This window comes from Acrocarpospora macrocephala (assembly GCF_009687865.1).
Classification (GTDB): domain Bacteria; phylum Actinomycetota; class Actinomycetes; order Streptosporangiales; family Streptosporangiaceae; genus Acrocarpospora; species Acrocarpospora macrocephala.
This window is the reverse complement of record NZ_BLAE01000033.1, coordinates 88,895-112,468: the sequence shown is the minus strand read 5'-3', so window position 1 is coordinate 112,468 and position 23,574 is coordinate 88,895. Positions and strand designations below refer to the sequence as shown.

At 72.2% G+C, this 23,574-nt stretch carries 5 protein-coding genes (2 of these 5 only partly in view); all 5 read left to right on the top strand.

What is annotated here, in order from left to right; translation table 11 throughout:
* Tightly spaced (each overlapping or abutting the next), the 5 genes in view from Amac_RS27000 to Amac_RS26980 form a layout consistent with a single transcriptional unit that may run on beyond the window.
* Positions 1–3,696, top strand: the 3' portion of a protein-coding gene (locus Amac_RS27000; protein WP_155357214.1) for a non-ribosomal peptide synthetase. 2,805 nt of this gene lie to the left of the window's left edge; only the last 3,696 of its 6,501 coding nucleotides appear in the window; its start codon lies off the left edge, out of view; its stop codon occupies positions 3,694–3,696.
* Positions 3,693–4,454, top strand: coding sequence for a thioesterase II family protein (locus Amac_RS26995; protein ID WP_155357213.1), 762 nt, complete (start codon positions 3,693–3,695; stop codon positions 4,452–4,454). The genes Amac_RS27000 and Amac_RS26995 overlap by 4 nt, the downstream gene beginning before the upstream one ends.
* Complete coding sequence (locus Amac_RS26990; protein WP_155357212.1) at positions 4,454–11,377, top strand: non-ribosomal peptide synthetase; 6,924 nt, start codon at positions 4,454–4,456, stop codon at positions 11,375–11,377. Before Amac_RS26995 ends, Amac_RS26990 begins: the two co-directional genes overlap by 1 nt.
* Positions 11,374–21,888, top strand: a complete 10,515-nt coding sequence (locus Amac_RS26985) for a non-ribosomal peptide synthetase (protein WP_155357211.1) — start codon at positions 11,374–11,376, stop codon at positions 21,886–21,888. The genes Amac_RS26990 and Amac_RS26985 overlap by 4 nt, the downstream gene beginning before the upstream one ends.
* Positions 21,885–23,574, top strand: the start of a protein-coding gene (locus Amac_RS26980; RefSeq protein ID WP_155357210.1) for a non-ribosomal peptide synthetase. 1,730 nt of this gene lie beyond the right edge of the window; only the first 1,690 of its 3,420 coding nucleotides appear in the window; the start codon lies at positions 21,885–21,887; its stop codon lies beyond the right edge, outside the window. The genes Amac_RS26985 and Amac_RS26980 overlap by 4 nt, the downstream gene beginning before the upstream one ends.

Below are 23,574 nucleotides of genomic sequence, written 5' to 3'. Positions count from 1 at the left end.
GCGCTGCCGGAACCCGAGGCCGGGCGTCCAGATCTCGACCGGGCGTACGAGCCGCCGCGCGACCCCATCGAGCAAGCCGTCGCCGGCATCTGGACCACGCTGCTCGGCCTGGACCGGGCGGGAGTGCACGACCACTTCTTCGACCTCGGCGGCCACAGCCTGCTCGCCGGCCGCCTGCTGGCCCGGATCCGGCGCGCCTTCGGCCGAGACGTCCCCCTCGCGGACTTCCTGGCCACCCCCACGATCGCCAACCTGTCCGAACTCCTCCGAGACCGCCTGACCTCACCCTCCAGCTCCACCCGCCCCGCCATCACCCCCGGCCCTCATGAGGGCCCCCTGCCTCCCTCCCTGGGCCAGCGGCGCCTGTGGTTCGTGGACGGCTTGGCGGGTGGTGGCCGGGATTATTCGGTGGTGTGGCCGTTGCGGCTGACCGGGGTTTTGGATGTGGATCGCCTGAATGGGGCGTTGTCGGCTTTGGTGGCGCGTCATGAGGTGTTGCGGTCGCGTTTTGTGGGGGTGGATGGCGAGCCGGTGATGGTGGTGGATCCGCCTGCTCCGGTTCGGGTGGAGTGGGTCGACGCGTCGGGAGGATCTGGTTCGCCGGAGGACGTGGTTGCGGGGTTGGTTCGGGCGGAGGGGCGGCGGGTTTTCGATCTGGCTGCTGGGCCGGTGGTGTTTTTCCGGTTGGTGCGGGTGGGCGCCCGGGAGCATGTGCTGGTGGTCTCGGCGCATCACATCGTCTTTGACGGCTGGTCCGGGACGGTCTTCCTGCGAGACCTGGCCGCTTTGTACCGCGGAGACGCGCTAGCGGATTTGGCGGTGTCGTTCTCGGACTTCGCGGTGTGGGAGCGCGAGAACGGGGTGCCGCAGGAAAGTCTGGCGTTCTGGCGGGAGGCGTTGAACGGCGCGGATCCGGTGCTGGACCTGCCGCTGGATCGGGCGCGTCCGGCTCGCCGGAGCGGGGCGGGGCAGCGGGTGCCCTTCGTCCTGGACGCGCAGGTGACCCGACGGCTGAGCGAAGCATGCCGGGGTGAGGGCGCGACCTTGTTCATGGGGTTGCTGGCCGCGATGAACGCGGTCGTCTCCCGCTACTGCGGAAGCAGCGAAGCGGTGGTCGGGACCTTTTCCTCTAATCGGGTGGTGCCGGAGTTGGAGGAGCTGGTCGGCTTCTTCGTCAACACCCTGGTTCTGCGCACGGATCTGAGCGGTGATCCGGGGTTGGGCGAGGTGATCCGGCGTTCCCGGGACACCGCCGTGAACGCCTTCGCTCATCAAGAGGTTCCTTTCGACCGGATCGTGGAGGAACTGGCTCCGGTCCGCACGCCGGGGGTGACGCCGTTTGTTCAGGTCGCCGTGGTGGTGCAGAACACGCCCGAACCGACGGAGGACTTCGCGCCAGGGCTGCGGGTCGAGCCGGTTCCGGTCGAGGTGAGCACAGCCGCGTTCGACTTATCGCTGCACGCCTGGCAGAGCGAGTCGGGTGAGCTGGAGGGATTCCTGGAGTACTCCACCGAGCTGTGGGACCGCGGCAGTATCGAGCGGCTGGGCACGGCGTTAAGGCTGGTTGTGGAGGCCGGAGTAGCCGACCCGGATCTGCCTATCCACGAACTGTCCCTGATCTCCCGCGAACAGCCATATGCCCTGGATGGTGGGCCTGCCGCGAGCGACGAACGAATCGCATGCCTTTTCGCGAGACGGGTCGAACAGCATCCCCAGACCGTCGCTTTCAGAACCGCCACAGCCGAGCTGACATACGCGGAACTCGACCGCCGCGCGCGGGTCCTGGCGGTCAGACTCCACCGGCTCCCGCCGGAGAGCGTCGTCGGCGTCCGCCTCGGCCTCGGAGTCGACCTGCCCGTGGCGGCCCTCGCCATCCTGTACGCCGGAGCCGTCTACTTACCACTCGACCCGAGCCACCCCGACGACCGCCTGAACTACATGATCGACGACTCGAACGCCCAGGTGATCATCACCGACGGCACCTGGACGCCTTCCACGCGGCGGCGCATCATCCAGATCGACGACCTCGACCGCCTGCACAACCTGCCCGACCGGCACGAGCTGGACGGCCTGAGTGATCTCGGCGACGCGACCATGGTCGTCACCGGCGCCGATCCGGAGGCGCTGTCGGCCGTCGTCTACACGTCGGGGTCCACCGGCCGCCCCAAGGGAGTGGCGATCACCGGGCGCTCGCTGCTCAACCGTCTTGCCTGGATGCATCGTGACCTGCCCTTCGCTCCCGGCGAGATGGCCTGCCAGAAGACTCCCATCGCGTTCGTCGACAGCCTGTGGGAGTTGCTCGGCCCGGCGCTGGCGGGCGTGCCCACCGTCGTCCTCACGCCCGAGGCGACCCGCGACCCGCACGCGCTCGTCGCCGAGCTCGCCGCGAACCGGGTCAGCCGCATCCTGCTCGTACCGTCGCTGCTGCGGGTGCTGGTGCGTACCGTCCCCGACCTATCCGCGCGTTTGCCGTACCTGACGACCTGGATCAGCAGCGGCGAGCCGCTCTCGCACGAGCTGGATCGTCTGTTCCGCGAGGTCATGCCGGGCCGCGCCCTGGTCAACCTGTACGGCGCGTCCGAAGCCTGGGACGCCCTCTGCCCGGACGGTGCCCCGGGCGAGCCGGGGACGGCGAGCAGTGTCCCGGTCGGGCGGCCGATCGCGGGCGTTCGGGCATGCGTGCTCGACCGGCGGGGAAACCCGGTACCAGCGGGCGTTCCCGGCGAACTGCACGTAGGTGGAGCCTGCCTGGCCCGTGGCTACCTGGGACGGCCCGCCCTGACCGCCGAACGTTTCCTCCCGGACCCGGCGGGATCGGGAGAGCGCCTCTACCGCACCGGCGACCTGGCCAGGGTCCGGGCCGACGGGCAGGTGGAGCTGCTCGGCAGGGCCGACCACCAGGTCAAGATCCGCGGGGTGCGAGTCGAACCCGGCGAGGTGGAAACCGTCCTCGAAGAACTCCCCGAGGTGGCACAGGCCGCCGTCGTGGCCGTGCCGGAGGCCGCCGGACACGAACTCGCCAGACACAAAGACCCTGGGCACAAAGACGCTGGGAACGAAAGCGGCGGGCCCGGAAACGTCGCCGACGAAAACTCTGGCCACGAAAACTCCGGCTACGAAAACGTCGGCCACGGCAATGTCGGCTACGGAAACGTCGGCCACGGAAACGCTAGCCATGGGAACGTCGGACACGTCGTCCACGAGAACGCCGGCCATGAAGACATCGGGTATCGGCTCGTCGCGCACGTAGTTCCGGCTGAGCGCTGCACTCCGGACGGGCTGCGGCGGGCCCTGGCCGCCCGGCTGCCCGCGCACCTGGTCCCGGCCCAGGTCGTGCTCCGCGACGAGCTGCCCCGCACCGCCACCGGCAAGATCGACCGCCGCTCCCTGGCCGAGGACCCCCTTCCCGCCCAGGAACCCGTCCAAGCCGTTCCCACCACCCCACTGGAGCGGCGGATCGCCGCCGTCTGGGCCGAGGTGCTCGGCCGTGACGTCGGCGGGCACGACGACTTCTTCGACGTCGGCGGGCACAGCCTGCTCGCGCCCGTGCTGGTCGGGCGGCTGTCCGCGGAGCTGGCCGTCGAGCTGCCGCTGAGCTGGGCCTTCGACCATCCGACCGTGCACGCCATGAGCCGGTCGCCGGAAGTCGCGGCCCACCGGACGCCGCAGGACCGGACGTTGGAGGAGAGGCCATGACGGATCCGAGGAACCCCTGGCTGGCCCGATTCCGCCCGGCCGGAGACGGCGCGATCCGGCTGATCTGCTTCCCGCACGCGGGGGGCGGCGGCGCGACCTTCCGCGACTGGGCCGACGACCTGCCCCCGGAGATAGACCTGTGCGGGGTACGGTTCCCGGCGCGCGAGAGCCGCCTGCGCGAGAAGCCGTACCTGCGGATGGACGAACTCGTTCCCGCCCTCGCCGAAGGCCTGGCCGACGACCTCGCCCGGCCATACGCGCTGCTCGGCTACTGCTCGGGGGCGCTCATCGCCTGGGAGCTGGCCACGTACCTGGCCAGGTCGGGACGGCGCCCGCCCGAACTGCTCGCCGTCTTCGCCTTCCCCGCCCCGGCCCTGGTCGAGCCGACGCTGGTGCACCGGCTGCCGACCGAGCAGCTGACCGCGCACCTGCGCGGCCTGGGGGTCATCCCGGACGCGATCCTCGCCGACCCGGGCCTGTTCTCCATGTTCGAGACCGGCGTACGCGCCGACTACGAGGTGTTCGAGACCTGGACCCGCCGCGCCGAGCCACCCCTGACGGTTCCGGTGACCGTCTTCGGCGCCGCCGCCGACCCGAGCGTCACCGTGCCCGAACTGGCCGCCTGGCGGGCCGAGACGAGCGGCGAGTTCACCCTGCGGGTCCTGGCCGGCGACCACTCCTTCTTCACCGCGTCCCGCCGCCGCCTCACCGGCTCCATCGCCGCCGACCTGCTCGCCGTCCGGGCGGTGAACCGCTGATGATCGAAGCGCCGATGTCGGAGGTCAAGCGCCGCTTGCTGGCCCGCCTGGCGGCCGGTTCCGCGGGCCCGCCGCAAGGCCGCGTCCCCCGCCGTGAAGGCAACGGCCCGGTACGGCTCTCGCCCGCCCAGGAACGCGTCTGGCTGATGGACCGGCTGGCCGGTGACGTGCCGCTGTTCAACCTGGTCATCGCCGGTCGCCTGCGGATGGACGTGGACCTGGCCGAGATCCGGCGGCGGCTGGCCGCGATCGTGGCCCGGCACGACGCGATGCGCATGACCGTGGCCGAGCAGGACGGCGAGCCCGTCATGCGGATCGCGGCCTCAATCCCGGTGGAGATCCCGCTGGTGGACCTCTCCCGCGCCGAGCCCGCCGCCGCGGAACGCCTGGCCTACCAGCGCGCGTACGACACCGGCGCCCGTCCCTACCGGCTCGACCAGGGGCCGCTGTGGCGGGTGGAGCTGATCCGGCTCGGCGAGGGCGACCACGTGCTGGTCATCGCCGCCCACCACATCGCCGTGGACGGCACCTCGCTGACCCTGATCCTGCGCGAGCTCGCGGCCCTCGAACCCGCCCCCGAACTGCCGGTCGGGTACGCCGACTACGCCCAGTGGCAGCGCGAGCAGCTGGCGGGCGGCGGCCTGGACGCCGATCTCGGTTACTGGCGCGAGCGGCTGGCCGGGCTGGAACCGCTCGAACTCCCCGCCGACCGCCGCCGCCCGGCCAGGCCGACCTACGAGGGGCATTCGCTCCAGGTCTTGCTCGACCCGGAGCGAGTGCGGGCGCTCGGCGAGATCGGGCGGGCGGCTGGGGCGACGCCGTACATGACCGTGCTTGGCCTGTACTGCGTGCTGCTGCACCGTTATACGGGGGCCGCCGACATCGCGGTCGGCAGCTTCGTCTCTGGGCGGACCGAGCCCGAGCTGCACCACCTGGTCGGCATGTTCGCCAACATGGTGGTGGTCAGGGCCGATCTTGGCGGGCGTCCGGCTTTCCGTACCGTGCTTGAGCGGGTCAGGGACGCGTTGATCGGCGCGATGCGGCACCAGAACGTGCCGTTCGAGCGGCTGGTACGCGAGCTGCGCAGCGACCACGACCCGTCCGCACCGCCCCTGGTCCGCCTCGCCTACAACATGCCCGCCGAGGCCGGAGCGCTGCCCCCGATCGGCGAGACGGTCCCGCTGGACGTCACCAGGCGGGGCTCCCAGCTGGACCTGACGCTGCACATGATCGAGGAGAACGGCGGCATCCGGCTCACCTTCGAGTACGCGGCCGACCTGTTCGACGAGGCCACCGTCACGCGGATGAGCGACCACCTGCTGCGCCTGCTCGACGGCGTCCTCGCCGAACCTGACCGGCCGGTCACGGAACTCGCGATGACTGCGCCAGGTGAGGAGCGGTTGCTGCGGTTTTGGGAGGAAGGGCCGGTCGCGGGGCTTGCGATGGCCGCGCCGGGTGCGGAGCGGTTGGTCCGGTCTTCTGAGGAGGGACCGGTCGCGGGAGCGGGGCTCGCGATCGCGCCGGGTGCGGAGCGGCTGCCGCGGTCCTGGGACGAGGGACCGGTCGCGGGGCTCGTGATGGCCGCGTCGGGTGCGGAGCGGTTGGTCCGGCCTTCTGAGGAGGGACCGGTCGTGGGGGTCTGGCCGCCGCTGCACGAACTGGTCGCCGAGCAGGCCCGGCGCACCCCCGGCGCGGTGGCCGTGGTGGGCGGCGGGCGCGAGCTGACCTACGCGGAGCTGGAAGCCGACGCCGACGACCTCGCCAACCGGTTATGCGCGGCTGGCGTCGGTCCGGAGACGCCGGTCGCGGTTTGTCTGCGCCGGGGGCCCCGGTTGCCCGCCGCGTTGCTCGCGATCTGGAAGGCGGGAGGCGCGTACCTGCCGGTCGATCCCGGCCACCCCGCCGCCTGGCTGGACGCGGTGCTCGCCGGAGTGGACGTGGTGGTCACCTCCCGCGACCTCGCGGACCGGATTCCAGCACGCGGGCGCCACCTCCTCCTGATCGACGAAATCAACGACATGGGCGACATGGCCGATGCCACCGAGCTCACCAACGCCCTTGAGGCCACCGAGGTCACCAACGCCATTGAGGCCACCGAGGTCACCGGCGTCAACCGGATTGGTGTGTTCGACCTGCCCGAGGTCCACCCCGGCAACGCCGCCTACGTGATGCACACCTCCGGTTCGACCGGCCGCCCCAAGGGTGTTGTCATCACCCACGCCGGTATCGCCAACCGGGTCCTGTGGACCGTGCGGGAACACGGTCTCGGTCCCGGCGATCGGGTGTTGCAGAAGACGCCGCTCACGTTCGACGCGGCCGGGTGGGAGTTCTTCGCGCCCCTGGTCAGCGGTGCGACCGTGGTCCTCGCGGCGGACGGCGCGGAGCGCGACCCCGCCGCCCTGGTGTGCGCCGTCGGCGACCACGGCGTGACCGTGCTGCAGGTGGTGCCCGCGCTGCTGCGGCTGCTGGTCGAGGAGCCCGGCTGGGAGCGCTGCGGCGCGCTGCGGCTGCTGTTCTGCGCGGGCGAGGCCCTGCACGCCGACCTGTGCGCGCGGGTACACGCGCTGACCCGGGCGCAGATGCACAACACCTACGGCCCGACCGAGTGCTCCATCGACGTCACCTGCCACCCGGTCGGCGCCGAGGAAGGCGCCGTGCCGATCGGCACACCGATCGAGAACCTGCGCGTCCTGGTCCTCGCCGACGGGGCGCGCGCCCCGGTCGGAGTCCCCGGGGAACTGTACGCCGGCGGAGTCGGCCTCGCCCGCGGCTACGCGGGACGTCCCGGCCTGACAGCCGAACGGTTCGTGCCTGATCCTTTCCGGCCGGGCGAACGCCTCTACCGCACAGGCGACGTCGCCCGCTGGACCGGCGCCGGAACGCTGGAGTTCCTCGGCAGGACCGACCACCAAATCAAGATCAACGGTGTCCGGGTGGAGCCCGGCGAGGTGGAAGCCGCGCTGCTCGCCCACCCAGCTGTGCGCGGGGCCGTCGTGAGCGCCCACCGCCTGCCGTCCGGGACGGCCCGGCTCGTCGCCCACCTCACCACCCGCACGCCGGTCACGCCCGCCGCGCTCCGCGAAGACCTGCGCTCCCGCCTGCCGGACCCGCTCATCCCCTCGATCCTCGTCGAAGTGGCCGACTTCCCCCTGACGACCAGCGGCAAGATCGACCGGGCCGCTCTGGCCGCGCTCCCGCTTCCACTCCCGCAGGAAACGGCCACCCCTGCGCGTACGGCCACGGAACGGCTGGTCGCCGAGGTCTGGCAGGGCCTCCTGGACGTCTCCCCCGCCGCAGAGGACGACTTCTTCCAGCTCGGCGGCCACTCGCTGCTGGTCGCCAGGCTGGCGGCACGCCTGCGCGAGGCCACCGGCCGCGAGGTGGACCTCCCCGAACTATTCGCCGCCACCACCGTCCGCGCCCAGGCCCGCTACCTGGAAGGCCCCGCCGCCACAGCGTCGCCCCCGCTGACCCCCCGCAACTCCACCGGCCCGGGCCCCCTCTCCTTCGGCCAGCGCCGCCTATGGTTCCTGGACCGGCTAACCCCCGGCAGCCCCGAGTACGTGGTACCCCTCATCGTCCCCGCCCCAGGCCAAGAACGCCCCCGGCTGGCGGCCCTTGCTCACCGCCACGACGTGCTGCGCACCCGCTACATCGCGACCGAGGGCGAACCACAAGCGATCGTCGACGCCCAAACCGAGGTCCCACTAACCGAGGCGTCCGCCGAATCGGCCGCAGAAGTCGCCGACCTGGTGGCGGAACTCCTGGCGACCGGCTTCGACCTCGCGACCGGCCCGGTCTGGCGAGCCCTCCTGATCCACCTACCCGGCGATGAGAACCTCCTCGCCCTGACCATCCACCACATCGCCTGCGACGCCCGAACCCTGACCATCCTCGCCCGCGACCTCCAGGACCCAGACCTCCTCACCCGCGATCCAAGAGAGATCACGACCGGTGAGGGAGCTGGCGGGCCTGGCGTTCTCGCTCGTGATTCGGGCGAGACCGTGAGGAGGGGCGGGGGAGTCGGTGGGTCCGGCCTTCTTGTCCATGGTTCCGGTGAGGTCGCGACCGGTGAGGGAGTCGGTGGGTTTGGCGTTCTTGCCCGAGATTCCGGCCGGTTGGGATACGCGGACTTCGCCGACTGGCAGCGGCGGGTGTTCGATGGGGGGCGGCTGGCCGGGCTGATCGCGTTCTGGCGGGAGCGGCTGGCCGGGGTTGAGGCTTTCGATCTGCCTGGGGATCGGCCCAGGCCCGCTGTGCGCGATTTCCGCGGGGCGATGTTCGGCTTTGAGGTCGCGGCCGGGGAGCTGGTCGAGCGTGGGCGGCGGGCTGGAGCGACGCCGTTCATGACGCTGCTGGCGGCGTTCTACGTGTTCCTGGCCCGGCACACCGGCCGTACCGACCTGGCCGTCGGGGTGCCCGTGGACGGGCGTGACCGGCCCGAGCTCGACGACATGGCCGGATTCTTCGTCAACACGCTCGTGCTGCGCGCCGACCTCGGCGGTGATCCGGCGTTTCCCGAGGTGCTGGAGCGGGTCAGAACCGTCGCCCTGGAGGCGTTCGCGCACCGGGACCTCCCCTTTGAGCGGCTGGTGGACGAGCTGCGGCCCGAGCGGGACCTGTCCCGTACGCCCCTGGTGGGCGTCCTGTTCGACCTCCAGACCGGCGACGACCCCGGCACGGACACCGGCGACGACGCGCTGTCGGCCTGGCAGACCGCGAAAGCCGACCTCACCCTGCTGCTGCGCTTGCGTCCCGACGGAACCCTTGCCTGCAGGTTCGAGTACGCCACCGCGCTATTCGACCGGGCGACGATCCAGCGTTTCGCCGACCGCTTCACCCTGCTCCTCGACGCTCTCACCGGCCATCTCGACGAGACCGGCAAGACCGGCGAGGTGCCGATCTCCCGGCTGGCCATCCTCGGGCCGGAGGAGCGGCAGTCGTTGGTCGCGTGGGGGAGTGGACCCGCAGTTCAGGACCCGCCCGCGTGCCTGCACGAGCTCGTGGCCGCCCAGACCTGCGCCACCCCGGACGCCGTCGCCATCTTCGCCCCTTCCGGCTCGATCACGTACGCCGACCTGGACGCGCGGGCGACCAGGTTGGCGGCGCGATTGCGCGCGGCCGGGGTGAGCAGGGGCGAGATAGCCGGAGTCTGCTTGGAGCGCGGCCCCAGCCTGGTGGTCGCCCTGCTCGCCGTGCTCAAAGCCGGAGCCGCCTACCTCCCTCTCGACCCCGAGGACCCCGACGAGCGACTGGCCTGGCTGATCGCCGACACCGGCGCGGCCGCCGTCATCACCGACCGGCCCGACCGTCTGCCTCCAGCTGTTCCCACCCTCGATCCCGAAGACCAGCGGATCGACCAACCCGACCTGCTGCTCTTAGCCGTACCCACCCTTGGTCTCGATGACCAGCAGTTCGACCGGCCGGATCGGCTTTCCTCGGCTGTTCCCACCCTTGATCACGATGACCAGCAGTTCGACCGGCCCGACCTGCTGCTCTCGGCCGTACCCACCGCCGATCCCCAAGACCAGCGGATCGACGGGGTCGGTGGCCTGCCGGAGACGGATGCTCGGGATCTCGCGTACGTCATCTACACCTCCGGGTCCACCGGGACCCCGAAGGGGGTGATGGTGGAGCACGGCGCGATCGTGAATCGGCTGCGGTGGATGCAGCGGGCCTACGGGCTGGGGCCGGGGGATCGGGTGTTGCAGAAGACCCCGTTCACCTTTGATGTCTCGGTTTGGGAGTTCTTCTGGCCGCTCATCACCGGAGCTGCCCTCGTGACTGCCCCGCCGGGGTTGCACCGGGACGCGCGCGGACTGGCCGCCTTGGCGGAGGAGGAGCGGGTCACCCACCTGCATTTCGTTCCCTCGATGCTGGACGCCTTCCTCGACGTGGAAGCCCGCCTGCCGGCCGGAGTCAGGGAGGTGTTCTGTAGCGGTGAGGCGCTCACCGCCGCCACTGTCCGACGCTTCCGGGAAGCGAGTTCGGCGCGGCTGCACAATCTCTATGGCCCCACCGAACTCGCTGTGGACGTCACCTTCCACCAGACCGCCGACCGCGATCCGGTTCCCATCGGCGTACCGATCGACAACATGCGCGCCTTGGTGGTGGACGGCGAGGGTGAGCCCGTCCCCGTCGGCGTGCCTGGCGAGCTGCTGGCCGGAGGAGCGGGAACCGCGCGCGGATATGTGAACCGGCCGGGGCTGACCGCCGAGCGTTTCGTGCCCGACCCCGGCCGCTCCGGCGAACGGCTTTACCGCACCGGCGACATCGTGCGCTGGACCTCCCAGGGAGACCTGGAGTTCCTTGGGCGCGCCGACGACCAGATCAAGATCCGCGGGTTCCGGATCGAACCCGCCGAGATCGCGGCGGTCGCCGCTACTCACCCTGGCGTTCGCGAGGCCGTCGTCGTGGGCGAGCGGAACCGCCTGATCGCCTATTACGTGCCCACGACCGGCGAGCCGCCATCCGACGACGACCTGATCCGGCACTGCGGTAGGCGGCTGCCCGCCTACCAGGTGCCCGCCACCTGGATTCGCCTCGACCGGCTTCCGCTCGGCCCCAACGGCAAGCTCGACCGCCGTGCCCTGCCATCCGCCGGGACGATCCAGCCCGAAGGCGACGAACCGCCGGGCACCGCGGCGGAGAAGCTGGTCGCCGCCATCTGGGCCGGGCTGCTGGGCGTCGAACCCGGCGTTCACCAGGACTTCTTCGCGCTGGGCGGCCACTCGCTGCTCGCGCTCCGCGTGCACCATCGTCTGATCGAGGAGTTCGACGTGGACCTGCCGCTGCGCGTGCTGTTCGAGGCCACCACGGTGGCCCGCCTGGCGCGGGCCGTCGAGGACGAGATGACGGCGCAGATCGAGGGACTTTCCGACGCCGAGGTGGAGCGGCTGCTCTCCCGAGGAGGGCCGCGATGACCCGCGACGCACGCGACGTACCTGGTACTGGAACCCGCGACATACGGGACGAGGCGCGCGGCCTTTCGCGTTCGGCCGCGCTCCGGCGCGAGCTGCTGGAACGCCGCCTCGGCGGAACCCAGCGCAGCGGGCGTACGCTGCCCCGCGCCGACCGCGCCCTGCCCCTGCCGCTGTCACCCGCGCAGCGCCGCCTGTGGTTCCTGGACCGGCTCTCCCCTGGCACCGGCGAGTACGCGGTCCCGCTCGTCCTGCGCCTGCCCTCCCACCAGGACCCCGATACCGTACGCCGCGCCCTGTCCGCGCTGGTGGCCCGCCACGAGATCCTGCGCACCCGCTACGTGCTGGCCGACGGCGAACCCCGCCAGGTGATCGACCCGCCCGCCCCGGTCGAACTGAGCTGCGCCGATCTGGACGGCGAGGACGTGAGCGAGGCGATCGGCAAGGAGGTCTGGCGCGGCTTCGACCTGGCCGAACGGCCATGGCGGGCGCTGCTGCTGCGGCGGCCCGCGCCGGACGGGCCGCTGCTGGCGCTGACCGTTCACCACATCGCCTGCGACGGGTGGTCGCTGGGCATCCTCGGCAGGGAACTGGCCGCGCTCCTGGCCGGTACGCCGCTGCCGCCCCCTCCCGCCGTCCAGTACGCCGACTTCGCCGCCTGGCAGGCCGCGCGTCCCGCCGAAGGCCGCGATCTGGACTACTGGCGGGCCAGGCTCGCCGACCTCACCCCGGTGGACCTGCCGGCGGACCGGCCCAGGCCCGCCCGCCGCGACGCCGCGGGCGCGATGACCGTCTTCGAAGTGCCCGCCGCGGTCGCCGAGGCGGCCACCGCGGCGGGGCGGGTCCGCGGCGCGACGCCGTACATGACGATGCTCACCGTGTTCCTCCTGCTCCTGGGCCGGTACGCGGGACAGCGGGACATCGTGGCGGGAACCCCCGTCACCGGCAGGACCCGGCCGGAGCTGGACGGCGTGGTCGGCTCCTTCGTCAACCTGCTGGCGCTGCGCGCCGACCTGGGCGGCGATCCGGCCTTCGCCGAACTCCTGGACCGGGTCAGGGAGACGGCGCTCGGCGCGTTCGCCCACCAGGAGCTCCCCTTCGAGCGGCTGGTGGACGCGCTCGGCGCGGACCGCGACCTGTCCCGCAATCCGGTGTTCCAGCACGTCTTCGCCTACGAGGAAGCACACGAGGAAGGCGGCAGGGAAGTCCACGAGAATGGCGGGCGCCACGCGGGCTCCGAGCCGGTCGCGGTGGCCTCGGTGACCGCCAAGTTCGACCTCCAGCTCACCCTGCACCGCCGCCGGGACGGCTCCCTGCTCGGGGCGGTCGAGTACGCCACTGCCCTGTTCGACGCCGCCACCGCCGAAGGCTTCGCCCGCCGCTTCACCCGCCTGCTCGGCGCGGTCGCCGCCGCCCCGCTGGCCCGGCTGAGCGAGCTGCCCATCCTGGACGAGCCGGGCCGGGCCGAACTGCTGCGCTGGAGCGGCGCGCCCGCCGAGGAGCGCACCCCGGACGTGGTGAGCCGCTTCGAGGAGCACGCCCGCCGGGCGCCTGGCCGGGTCGCGCTGGTCGCCGGGACCGACCGGCTGACCTACGGCGAACTGAACGCCCGCGCCAACCGCCTGGCGCACCGCCTGCGCGCCGAAGGTGTGCGCCCCGAGACGCGGGTCGGCGTCTGCCTTGACCGGGGCGCGGACCTGGTGGTGGCCCTGCTCGCGGTGGCCAAGTCCGGCGGCGCCTACGTCCCACTCGACCCGGCCTACCCGGCCGACCGGCTGCGCCTCATCGTGGCCGACGCGGGGATCGACCTGGTCGTCACGGCGAAGGCCCACGCGCATCTGGTCCCGGGCCGCCAACTCCGGCTCGATCAGAGCTTCGACGATCAGCATGCCGATCAGGGCGTCGGCCTGGGCGTCATTCAGCGCGCCGATCAGGGCGTCGGCTTGGGCGTCGATCAATGCGCCGATCAGGGTATCCGTGTGGGCGTCGATCAACACGCCGATCAGAGCGTCCGTATGGGCGTGGATCGGCGCCTCGATCAGGGCGTCGGTCTGGGTGGGGACGACCGTGACCCGGAGCCGTGGGGCGAGCACGACCGGCTGGCGTACGTGATCTACACCTCGGGCTCCACCGGGCGGCCCAAGGGTGTGCTTGTGACGCACGCCAACCTGGCCCGGCTGTTCACCGCTGACCGGGAGCGGTTCCGGTTCGGCTCCGGTGACGTCTGGACGATGTTCCACTCCTTTGCCTTCGACTTCTCGGTGTGGGAGATGTGGGGCGCCCTCGCTCACGGCGGGCGGCTCGTCGTCGTGCCGCAAGCCGTCGCCCGCGAGCCGGAGGCGTTCGCCGCGCTGCTGGCCGCCGAGCGGGTCACCGTGCTCAACCAGACCCCGTCGGCCTTCGCCGCGCTGGCCCGCGCCGCCGCCCATCGGCCGCGCCTGGTCGTCTTCGGCGGCGAGCGCCTGGACGTGGCCGCCCTGCCCGACTGGCCGGGCGTCGAGTTCGTCAACATGTACGGGATCACCGAGACCACCGTCCACGTCACCCACCAGACCGTCACCTCCGGCCTGACCGGCAGCCCGATCGGGCGGCCCTTGGCAGACCTGCGCGCCTACGTCGTGGACGCGTTCGGCGACCTGGCCCCGCCCGGCGTCGCGGGCGAGCTCTACGTGGGCGGAGCCGGAGTGGCCCGGGGCTACCTCGGCAGGCCGGGACTCACCGCCTCCCGCTTCCTCCCCGACCCGTACGGCCCGGCGGGCGCCCGCCTCTACCGCACCGGCGACCTGGCCCGCTGGACGCACGCCGGTGACCTGGAGTTCCTCGGCCGCACCGACCACCAGGTGAAGATCAGGGGCTACCGGGTGGAACCCGGCGAGATCCGGGCCGCCCTGCTGACCTGCCCCGGCATCGCGGACGCTGCCGTCATCGCCCGCGAGGACACTCCCGGCGCCCGCCGCCTGGTCGCCTACGCCGTCCCCGCCGAACCGGAAGCCGCCGTCGAACGGGAAGCCGCCGTCGAACGGGAAGCCGCCGCCGGGCCGGAAGCCGCCGCCGGTCCCGAAGCTGCCGTTGGGCCGGGAGCCTCCGCTGCCGGGCCGGGGGCCGCCACCGCCGCCGGAGTACGCGAGTTCCTGCGCGAAACCCTCCCGCCGTACATGGTGCCCTCGGCCGTGGTGTTCCTGGACGCCCTGCCCCTCACCTCCACCGGCAAGCTCGCCGTGGCGGAGCTACCGCCACCCGGCGGCGACCGTGAGGACGCTTTCGTCGCGCCCGCCACCCCCGCTGAGCGCCGCATGGCCGCGGTCTGGCAGGACATCCTCAGGCGCGACGCCGTGGGCACCGGGGACGACTTCTTCGACCTCGGCGGAGACTCCCTGCGCGCGGTCGCGCTCGCCGGAGCGCTGCGGGCCGAAGGCTTCGACGTCGCGGTCCGGGACGTGTTCGAGCACCGCACCGTCGCCGGACTCGCCGCGCACACCGCCGGACGCCACGCCCCCGACGCCTTCACTCCGATCGCCCCGTTCAGCCTCATCTCCGCCGCCGACCGCGAACGCCTCCCCCCGGGCGTCACCGACGCCTACCCGCTGTCGCGAGTCCAGGCCGGAATGGTCTACGAGATGCTCGCCGACCCGGACGTCCGCAACTACCACAACGTCACCAGCTTCAGCTTGCGCGACGAGATCCCCTTCTCCGCGCCGGCCCTCCGGGAGGCCGCCGCGATCGTCGTGGCCAGGCACGAGGTGCTGCGCACCTCCATCGACTTGACCGGGTACGCCGAGCCGCTCCAGCTCGTCCACGACCACGCCGACATGCCCGTCGGCGTACACGACCTGCGCGGCGACCCGGACCAGGACGCCAAGATCGCGGCCTTCCTCGCCGGGGAACGCCAGGCGCTGTTCGACCTCGCGGCCCCGCCGCTGCTGCGCGTCTCCGCGCACCGCCTCACCGACGGCGTCTGGCGGCTGTCGATGACAGAATGCCACGCCATCCTGGAAGGCTGGAGCTACCACTCCTTGCTGATGGAGCTCCTCGACTGCTACCGCGCGCTGCGCGACGGCCTGCCCGTGCCGCCGCGCGCGACGCCGGAGCTCCGGTACGCCGACTTCGTGGCCGCCGAGCGCGCCACCCTGGCGGATCCGGACGCGCGGGCGTACTGGACCGGTGTCGTACGCGATCACGCCCGGCTGGCCGTACCCGCCGCCTGGGCCGATCCGGCGGGCGGGCGGGAGCCGTACCAGGTGGCCGTGCCGCTCTACACGCTGCACGCCGGGCTGGCCCGGCTGGCGGCGGAGGCAGGGACGCCACTCAAGAGCGTGCTGCTGGCCGCACACCTGAAGGTGCTGTCCCAGCTCACCCACGAGGACGCCATCCACACCGGGCTGGTCTGCGACACCCGGCCCGAGGTGCTGGACGCCGACCGCGTCTACGGGATGTTCATCAACACCGTCCCGTTCCCGCACCGGCCCGGCGCGGCGACCTGGCGCGAGCTGACGCGGCAGGTGTTCGCCGCCGAGACCGCGATGTGGCCGCACCGGCGCTTCCCGCTGCCCGCGATCCAGCGCGAACTCGCGGGCGGGCGGCAGCTGGTCGAGGTCTACTTCAACTACCTGGACTTCACCGTCGTCGACACCGGCTTGGTGGACCTGCCGGGCAGCATCGACCTCAGCCCGAACGAGTTCCCGCTGTCGGTGACCGTCCTGGCGGGCCTGCTGACGCTGACCTCACGCCCCGAGGTGCTCGGCCGGGCCGGCGCCGGGCGGCTGGCCGGGATGTACGAGGCGGTGCTGACCGCGATGGCGGCCGACCCGGACGGCGACGCCCTCGCGGCCCGGCTGCCGGACGGCGAGCGGGACCGGCTGCTCGGCGAGTGGAACGCCACCGCGCTGATCCGGCCCGAGGTCAGCGCCCTGGAGGTGATCGAGGAGACGGCCCGGCTGCTGCCCGACACGCTCGCCGTCTCCGCCTGGGACGGCTCCCGCCGCACCTACGCCCAGCTCGACGCGCGCGCCAACCAGGCCGCGTGGCTGCTGCGCGACCTCGGCGCCGGGCCCGAGTCGGTCGTCGGCGTCTGCCTGGACCGGGGCCATGACCTGCTGCCCGCGCTGCTCGGGGTGTGGAAGGCGGGCGCCGCCTACACCCCGCTGGAGCCCGCCCACCCGGCCGAACGCCAGGCCGCGCTGCTGGCCGACGCGGGGGCCAGGATCCTGATCGCCGAACCGGCGTACGGCGCGGCGCTGCGGGCGGCGGGCTGGGACGGCACGCTGGTCACCGCGCCCGACTGGGACGACCTCCCCACCGGCCGCCCGCCCGTCCAGGCCGACCTGGACGGCCTCGCGTACGTGATCTACACCTCGGGTTCCACCGGCCGCCCCAAAGGCGTCCTGATCGGGCATCGGGGCCTGGCCAACTACCTGTGGTGGGCGGTCGAAGGCTACGCCGCCTACGGCTGCGGCGGCGCGCCGCTGTTCTCCTCGATCGCGTTCGACATGGTGGTGCCCAACCTGTTCACTCCGCTGATGCTGGGCCAGCGGGTGCACCTGCTGCCACCCGACCCCGAGCCCGGCGCGCTGGGCGGGCTGCTCGCCGACGCCGCCCCCTACAGCTTCGTCAAGCTCACCCCCGGCCACCTGGAACTGGTCACCCACCAGCTCGACCCCGCCCGGGCCGCCGGGCTCGCCGAACTGCTGGCGGTCGGCGCGGACGCCTTCCCGGCCGGCGTGCTGGACCGCTGGACGGCCAAGGCCGGCGCCACCCGGCTCCTCAACGAGTACGGCCCCACCGAGATCTCCGTCGCCAACAGCACTTACACCGTGGACGGCCCGGTGGACGGCGACCTGGTGCCGATCGGCCGCCCGATCCCCAACACCACGATGTACGTCCTGGACGCCTGGCTTGAGCCCGTCCCGGTCGGGGTGATCGGGGAGATCTACATCGGCGGGGACGGCGTCGCCCGCGGCTACAACCGCATGCCGTCCCGCACGGCAGAGCGGTTCGTGCCCGACCCGTACGGCCGTGCGGGGTCACGCCTTTACCGCACCGGCGACCTCGGCCGGGTTCGTCCTGGCGGTGACGTGGACTTCCTCGGGCGTACCGACGACCAGATCAAGATCCGCGCGTACCGCATCGAACCCGGGGAGATCCAGGCCGTGCTGACGGCCCATCCGGAGGTACGCGAGGCGCTCGTCCTGGCGAAGGGCGAGACGCTGGTCGCGTACTGGGTGCCCGCGGTAACCGAGCGCGCCGGGGACGGCCGTCCTGACCTGGCCGCCTGGTGCGGGGAGCGGCTGCCGGACTACCTGGTGCCCGCCCGTTTCGCCCGGATCGACGCGATCCCGCTGAACGCCAACGGCAAGGTCGACCGCAAGGCCCTGCCCGAACCGGAGGAACCGGACATCGCGGCCCGCCGCGCGCCACGCACCCCGGTCGAGCGGCGCACGGCCGAGATCTGGGCGGACATGCTCGGCGTCCAGCCCGGCCTCACCGACGACTTCTTCGGGCTCGGCGGCCACTCCATCCTGGTGGTCCGCATGATCGCCCGCCTACGCGAAACCTTCGGCGTGGCCATCCCGATGCGCGCCGTCTTCGACCATCCCACCGTCGAAGGCGTCGCCAGAATCATCGCAAGCCTGTCGACTCCGGCCCTCGGCGATGCCCCTGACGGCGCCTCCGGCGGTTCCCCCAATGGAACCCTCGTTGCTGCCCCGGCTGGTGCTCCTGGCGGTTCCTTCGCTGGTGCTTCAGCGGGCGTTCCTAGCGGTTTCTCCGTTGGAGCTCCGGCGGGCGTTCCTAGCGGTTTCTCCGTTGGAGCTCCGGCGGGTGTTCCTGGCGATTCCTCCGTTGGAGCTCCGGCACGTGCTCCCGGCGGTGGCTTCGATCTGGGCTCGGTCGCCAGGGCCGGCCTGGACGCGATTCCGCTCGCCGACCGCGGCCTCCCGATGCCCCTTTCGCCCGCGCAACGGCGGTTGTGGGTGCTGGACCGGCTCACCCCGGACAGCCCGGAATACCTGGTCCCGATGGCGGTCCGGCTGTCCGGCCCGATCGACGCGGAGGCCGTCCGCGCGGCCTGGTCGCGAATCGTGGCCCGCCACGAGATCCTGCGCACCCGCTACGTGACAGCCGACGGTGAACCCCGCCAGGTCATCGACCCCGCCGGACCCGTCCCCTTCGAGGCCGCCGACGCGGCCGATGAGGATGACGCATTGCGGCTGGCGACGGAGGCGGCGCGGCGGCCCTTCGACCTGGCCGGGGAATGGCCGATCAGGGTGCTGCTGCTCCGCACCCCGGGCGAGGACTGCCTGATGGTCGCCGTGCTGCACCACATCGCCTGCGACGGCTGGTCCACCGGCCTGCTGACCAGCGAGTTCACCACCCTCTACCAGGACGCGGAGGACCTGCCCGCGCCCCGCCTCCAGTACGGCGACTACACCGCCTGGCAGGCCGGACAGGCGGGCGCGGCCTCGCTCGGCTACTGGCGCGAGCGCCTGGCCCGGCTGGAGCCGCTGCCGCTCGCGCTGGACCGCCCCCGGCCGCGCGTACGGGACTGGGCCGGGGACGGAGTCGGCTTCCACGTGCCCGAGCCGACCGCGCGGGCCCTGCGGGAGCTCGCCCGCCGGCAGGGCACGACCCTGTTCGTCACGCTCCTCACCGCCTTCCAGGTGCTGCTGGCCCGCCAGAGCGGAGCCCGGGACATTGCGGTCGGCACACCCGTCGCCGGCCGGGACCACCCCGACCTGGCCGGACTGGTCGGCTGCACGGTCAACACACTCGTGCTCCGGGGCGACCTGTCCGGCGACCCCGCTTTCACCGACCTACTGGCGGCGACCCGCCACACGGTGACCGACGCCCTCCAAAACCAGGACGTCCCGTTCGAAACCCTCGTCGAGGAACTGGCCACCGACCGGGACCTGTCCCGGCACCCGCTCTTCGACGTGATGTTCGCCCTGGAACACGACACCTGGACCGGAGCCCCCGGCGCGACCCCCGTCGTCCTGGACGGCACGGTCACCAAGTTCGACCTCGACCTGCACCTGGACGACCACCCGGACGGCACCCTGTCCGGCCTGTTCAGCTACGCCACCGCCTTGTTCGACCGCACCACGATCGAACAGCTGAGCGCGCGTTTCCTCCGCCTGCTCGACCTGATCACCGCCACCCCGCGCGCACGCCTATCCGATCTCGCCGCACTCGCGCCCGCACCTCAGGAGGCGACCACCCCGCCGGCGTGGTCCCGCCCGGTACCCGAAAGCATCGCCGCCCAGGCCGCGGCCACACCGGACGCCCCCGCCGTGACCGGTTCCAACACGACCCTGTCCTACCGCGAACTGGACCTGCGCGCGAGACGCGTGGCAAACAGACTCCGTCGACTCGGAACCACCCCCGACAGCGTCGTCGGCGTCTGCCTCGACCGCACCCCCGACCTGCTGACGACCCTCCTCGGCATCTGGTACGCCGGAGCCGCCTACCTCCCACTGGACCCAACCTGGCCCGCCCCCCGCCGGTCATCCCTACTCGCCGACGCCAACGCGGTCGCCCTCATCACCTCGAACCCGGCCTCGGCGAACCCAACTGCGGCGAACCCGGTCTCGGCGAACTCCTCGGCGAACCCAGCTGCGGCGAATCCGGTCTGGGCAGACTCGGCTGCGAGGGACCCGGCTGTGACGGACCCGGCTTCGCTAGGCACTGCTGCGGTGAACGCGGCTTCGGGCCCGGCTGCGGTGGACTCCTCGGTGAACTCGGCTTCGGTGGGTTCGGCTTCAGTGGACCCGGCCTCTGTGGTGTCAGCCTTGGCGGGCCCGGTTTCGGGGCAGGAGGCCGCGCCGCTATCCGCGGCCCCGGCGGCCCGGCTCCCCGTGTTCACAATCGGGGAATGCGGGTCTGAGCCCTTGGCGGAGCCGGTCGAGGTGGACCCGGACACGCTCGCGTACGTGATCTACACCTCGGGCTCGACCGGCCACCCCAAGGGCGTCGAGGTCAGCCACCGGTCGCTGGCCTGTTACTTGCGGGACGCCGCCGAGCGCTACGACGCCGCTGGAGGCTCGGCCGTTTTGTCCTCGGCCGCGTACGACATGGCGGTGACCGCGCTGTTCGCGCCGCTGCTGGCCGGAGGCGAGGTCCGGCTGCTCCCGCCCGGCCTGGACCCGGCCGCCCTGGGCAGGATGGTCGCCGACGCGGGCCCTTACGGGTTCGTGAAGCTGACCCCGGGACACCTGGAGGCGGTGCTCTCCTCCCCGTCGGGCCGCCTCCCCAGGACCGGCGTCCTGGTCGTCGGCGGCGAGGCGCTCACCGCCGGTCTCGCCGCCCGCTGGCTGGCCGCCGCGCCGGGCTCCACCCTCGTCAACGAGTACGGCCCGACCGAGACCACAGTCGCATGCACGGTGTACGCGACCCGATCACCGGGCGCCGCGATGCCCGTCGGGCAGCCCTTACCTGGCGCCTCAGTGCGGGTCTACGACCCGTGGCTGGACCTGTGCCCCGGCGGCGTGCCCGGCGAGGTAATGATCGGCGGCTCGGGCGTCGCCCGCGGCTACCGGGGCCGTCCCGCGCTGACAGCCGAACGATTCGTGCCCGACCCCTACGGCCCTCCGGGTTCCCGCATGTACCGCTCAGGCGACCTCGGGCGAATGACGGCCTCTGGTGACCTCGACTTGCTCGGCCGCCTGGACGACCAGGTCAAGATCCGCGGCCACCGCGTCGAACCCGGCGAGGTCGCCGCCATTATGTCCGCTCACCCCGACGTCGCGGAGGCGATCGTCGTGGTAACGAACGGCAAGCTGATCGGCTACACGGTGGCGTCCGGGAAGGCCATCGCGACAGGGAGGTCCAGGGCGGCCGAGGAAGCCACTGGGAATGGAGCGGCGATCGCGACCGCGAATTCTGGGGCGGCCGAGGAAGCCACAGGGAACGGGATGGCGACCGCGCGCTCTAGAGCGGCTGGGGGAACCACAGCGACTGGGAAGGCCACTGCGACCGGGAGCTCTAGGGCGGTCGGGCAGGCCACTGCGACCGGGAGTTCTGGGGCGGTCGGGGAGGGCGCCGCGATCCGGAGGACTGGGGCGGTTGGGGAAGCGGCTCTGTTGGAGTGGCTGAGGGAGCGGTTGCCGGAGCCCATGGTGCCCTGGCGGGTCGTTGGGATCGATGCGGTGCCGTTGACTCCCAACGGCAAGGTTGATCGGGCGGCGCTTCCGGAGCCGTCGGCGGGGGCCGTCTATCAGGAACCGGCCACTCCCGCCGAGCGGCTGCTCTGCGAGATGTGGGTCGAGCTGCTTGGCCTGGAACGGGTGGGCGCTCATGACGACTTCTTCCAGCTCGGCGGCCATTCGATCCTGGCCGTCCGGTTGATCGCGCGAATCCAGGAGGTTTTCGAGGTGGACCTGGCGTTCCGGACGCTCTTTGAACGGCCCACGGTCGCCGGGCTCGGGCAGGCGATCGAAGCGGAGATCCGCGCCGAAGTGGCCCGGCTCACCGACGCGGAGGTCGCGGCCGACGCGCGTACCCAGGAAGGCAGGCGGACATGACAGACGCCGACCGCGAGGAGATGATCCAGCGACGGCTGGCCGGGGCGGGTGCCGGGCGGCGGGCCACGATCCCGCGCGTGCCCCGCGGTGGTCCGCTGCCGCTGTCGTTCGGGCAGCGACGGCTGTGGGTGCTGGATCGCATCGGCTCGATGGGGGCCGACTATCTGGTGCCCACCGTGATGCGCATGCCGCCGTCCCTCGATCCCGGCCTGACCCGCCGGGCCTGGGAGGCGCTGGTGGCTCGCCACGAGGTGCTGCGCACTCGCTACGTCCTGGTGGACGAGGAGCCAATGCAGGTCGTCGATGAGCCAGGACCGATCGACTTCGAATTCCGGGAGCTGTCCACTGACGACGCCCTGCTGTGGGCCGCCGAGGTCTCGGAGACGCCGTTCGCTCTGGCCACCCAGTGGCCGGTCCGGGTGCGGCTGGCCCGGCTGCCCGAGGGCGATCATCTGCTGGTCGTGGTGCTGCACCACATCGCCTGTGACGCCTGGTCCAACGGCGTCTTGGGCGAGGAGTTCGGCACCCTCTACGCCGCCTACGCCGGAGGTGGCGAGGCGGAGCTGCCGTCGCTCCCGGTGCAGTACGCCGACTACGCCGTCTGGCAGCGCGACCGCCTGACCGGCGAGCTGCGCGACCGCATCCTCGGCTACTGGCGCGAGCAGCTCGAGGATTTGCCTCGGATGCGGCTGCCGCTGGACCGGCCCCGTCCGCAGGCGCGCGGCGGAACCGGCGGCACGGTGCCGTTCCGGGTGCCCGCCCCGGTCGCGGAACGCCTGCGCGAGCTCGGCAAAGAGCACGAGGCCACCCTGTTCATGGTTCTGCTGGCCGCCTTCCAGGCGTTGCTGGGCCGCCACTGCGGCACCAGGGATGTCGTGGTGGGCACCGCCGTCTGCGGCCGTACCCGGCCGGAAGTGGACCGGATGGTAGGGTTCCTGGTCAACACGCTGGTGATCCGGTCGCGGTGGGGTCACGACACGAGTTTCGCCGAGCTGGTCGAGATCGTCCGGGGCTCGATGCTCGGCGCGCTGGACAACCAGGACCTTCCATTCGAGCGCCTGGTGGAGGAGCTCCAGGCCGAGCGGGACCCGTCCAGGATGCCGCTGTTCGACGTCATGTTCGGCTCCCAGACCGACGACTCCCTCCGCGTTGATCTGGACGAACTCGCGGCCACCCAGGTCGTGCCCGATTCCCCGGCGGCCAAGTTCGACCTCTCCTGCTATGTCGAGGACGTGACCGACGGCTCCCTGCTGGGCCGCCTGGAGTTCGCCACCGCCATCTTCGACCGGGCCACGATCGAGGGCCTGGCCGCCCGATATGTACGGCTGCTCGCCCTGTTCGCCGCCGACCAGGACACCCTCGTGGCCCTCGCCGACATGCAGGAGAGCGGTACGGTCCTGACCGGCCCGCCACCCGAGGAAGCGCCCCTGGTCCTGGACACCTTCGAAGCCCAGGCCCGCGCCACGCCCGACGCGGTGGCGATCGCCGCGGGTGACGTCCGCCTCACCTACGCCGAACTGGACACCCGCGCGAACGGCATCGCTCACCTCCTGCGAGAGCGGGGCGCCGGCCCGGAGAGTGTCGTCGGCGTACGCGTCCCGAGGGGCGAGCACCTGATGCCCGCGCTGCTGGGCGTGTGGAAGGCCGGTGCGGCCTACCTCCCCCTGGACCTCGCCACCCCGCCCG

Excerpts from the sequence above, each read along its gene's own strand:
- Amac_RS26995 (WP_155357213.1), top strand. The coding sequence starts at position 3,693 with ATGACGGATCCGAGGAACCCCTGGCTGGCCCGATTCCGCCCGGCCGGA.
- Amac_RS26990 (WP_155357212.1), top strand. The coding sequence starts at position 4,454 with ATGATCGAAGCGCCGATGTCGGAGGTCAAGCGCCGCTTGCTGGCCCGC.
- Amac_RS26985 (WP_155357211.1), top strand. The coding sequence starts at position 11,374 with ATGACCCGCGACGCACGCGACGTACCTGGTACTGGAACCCGCGACATA.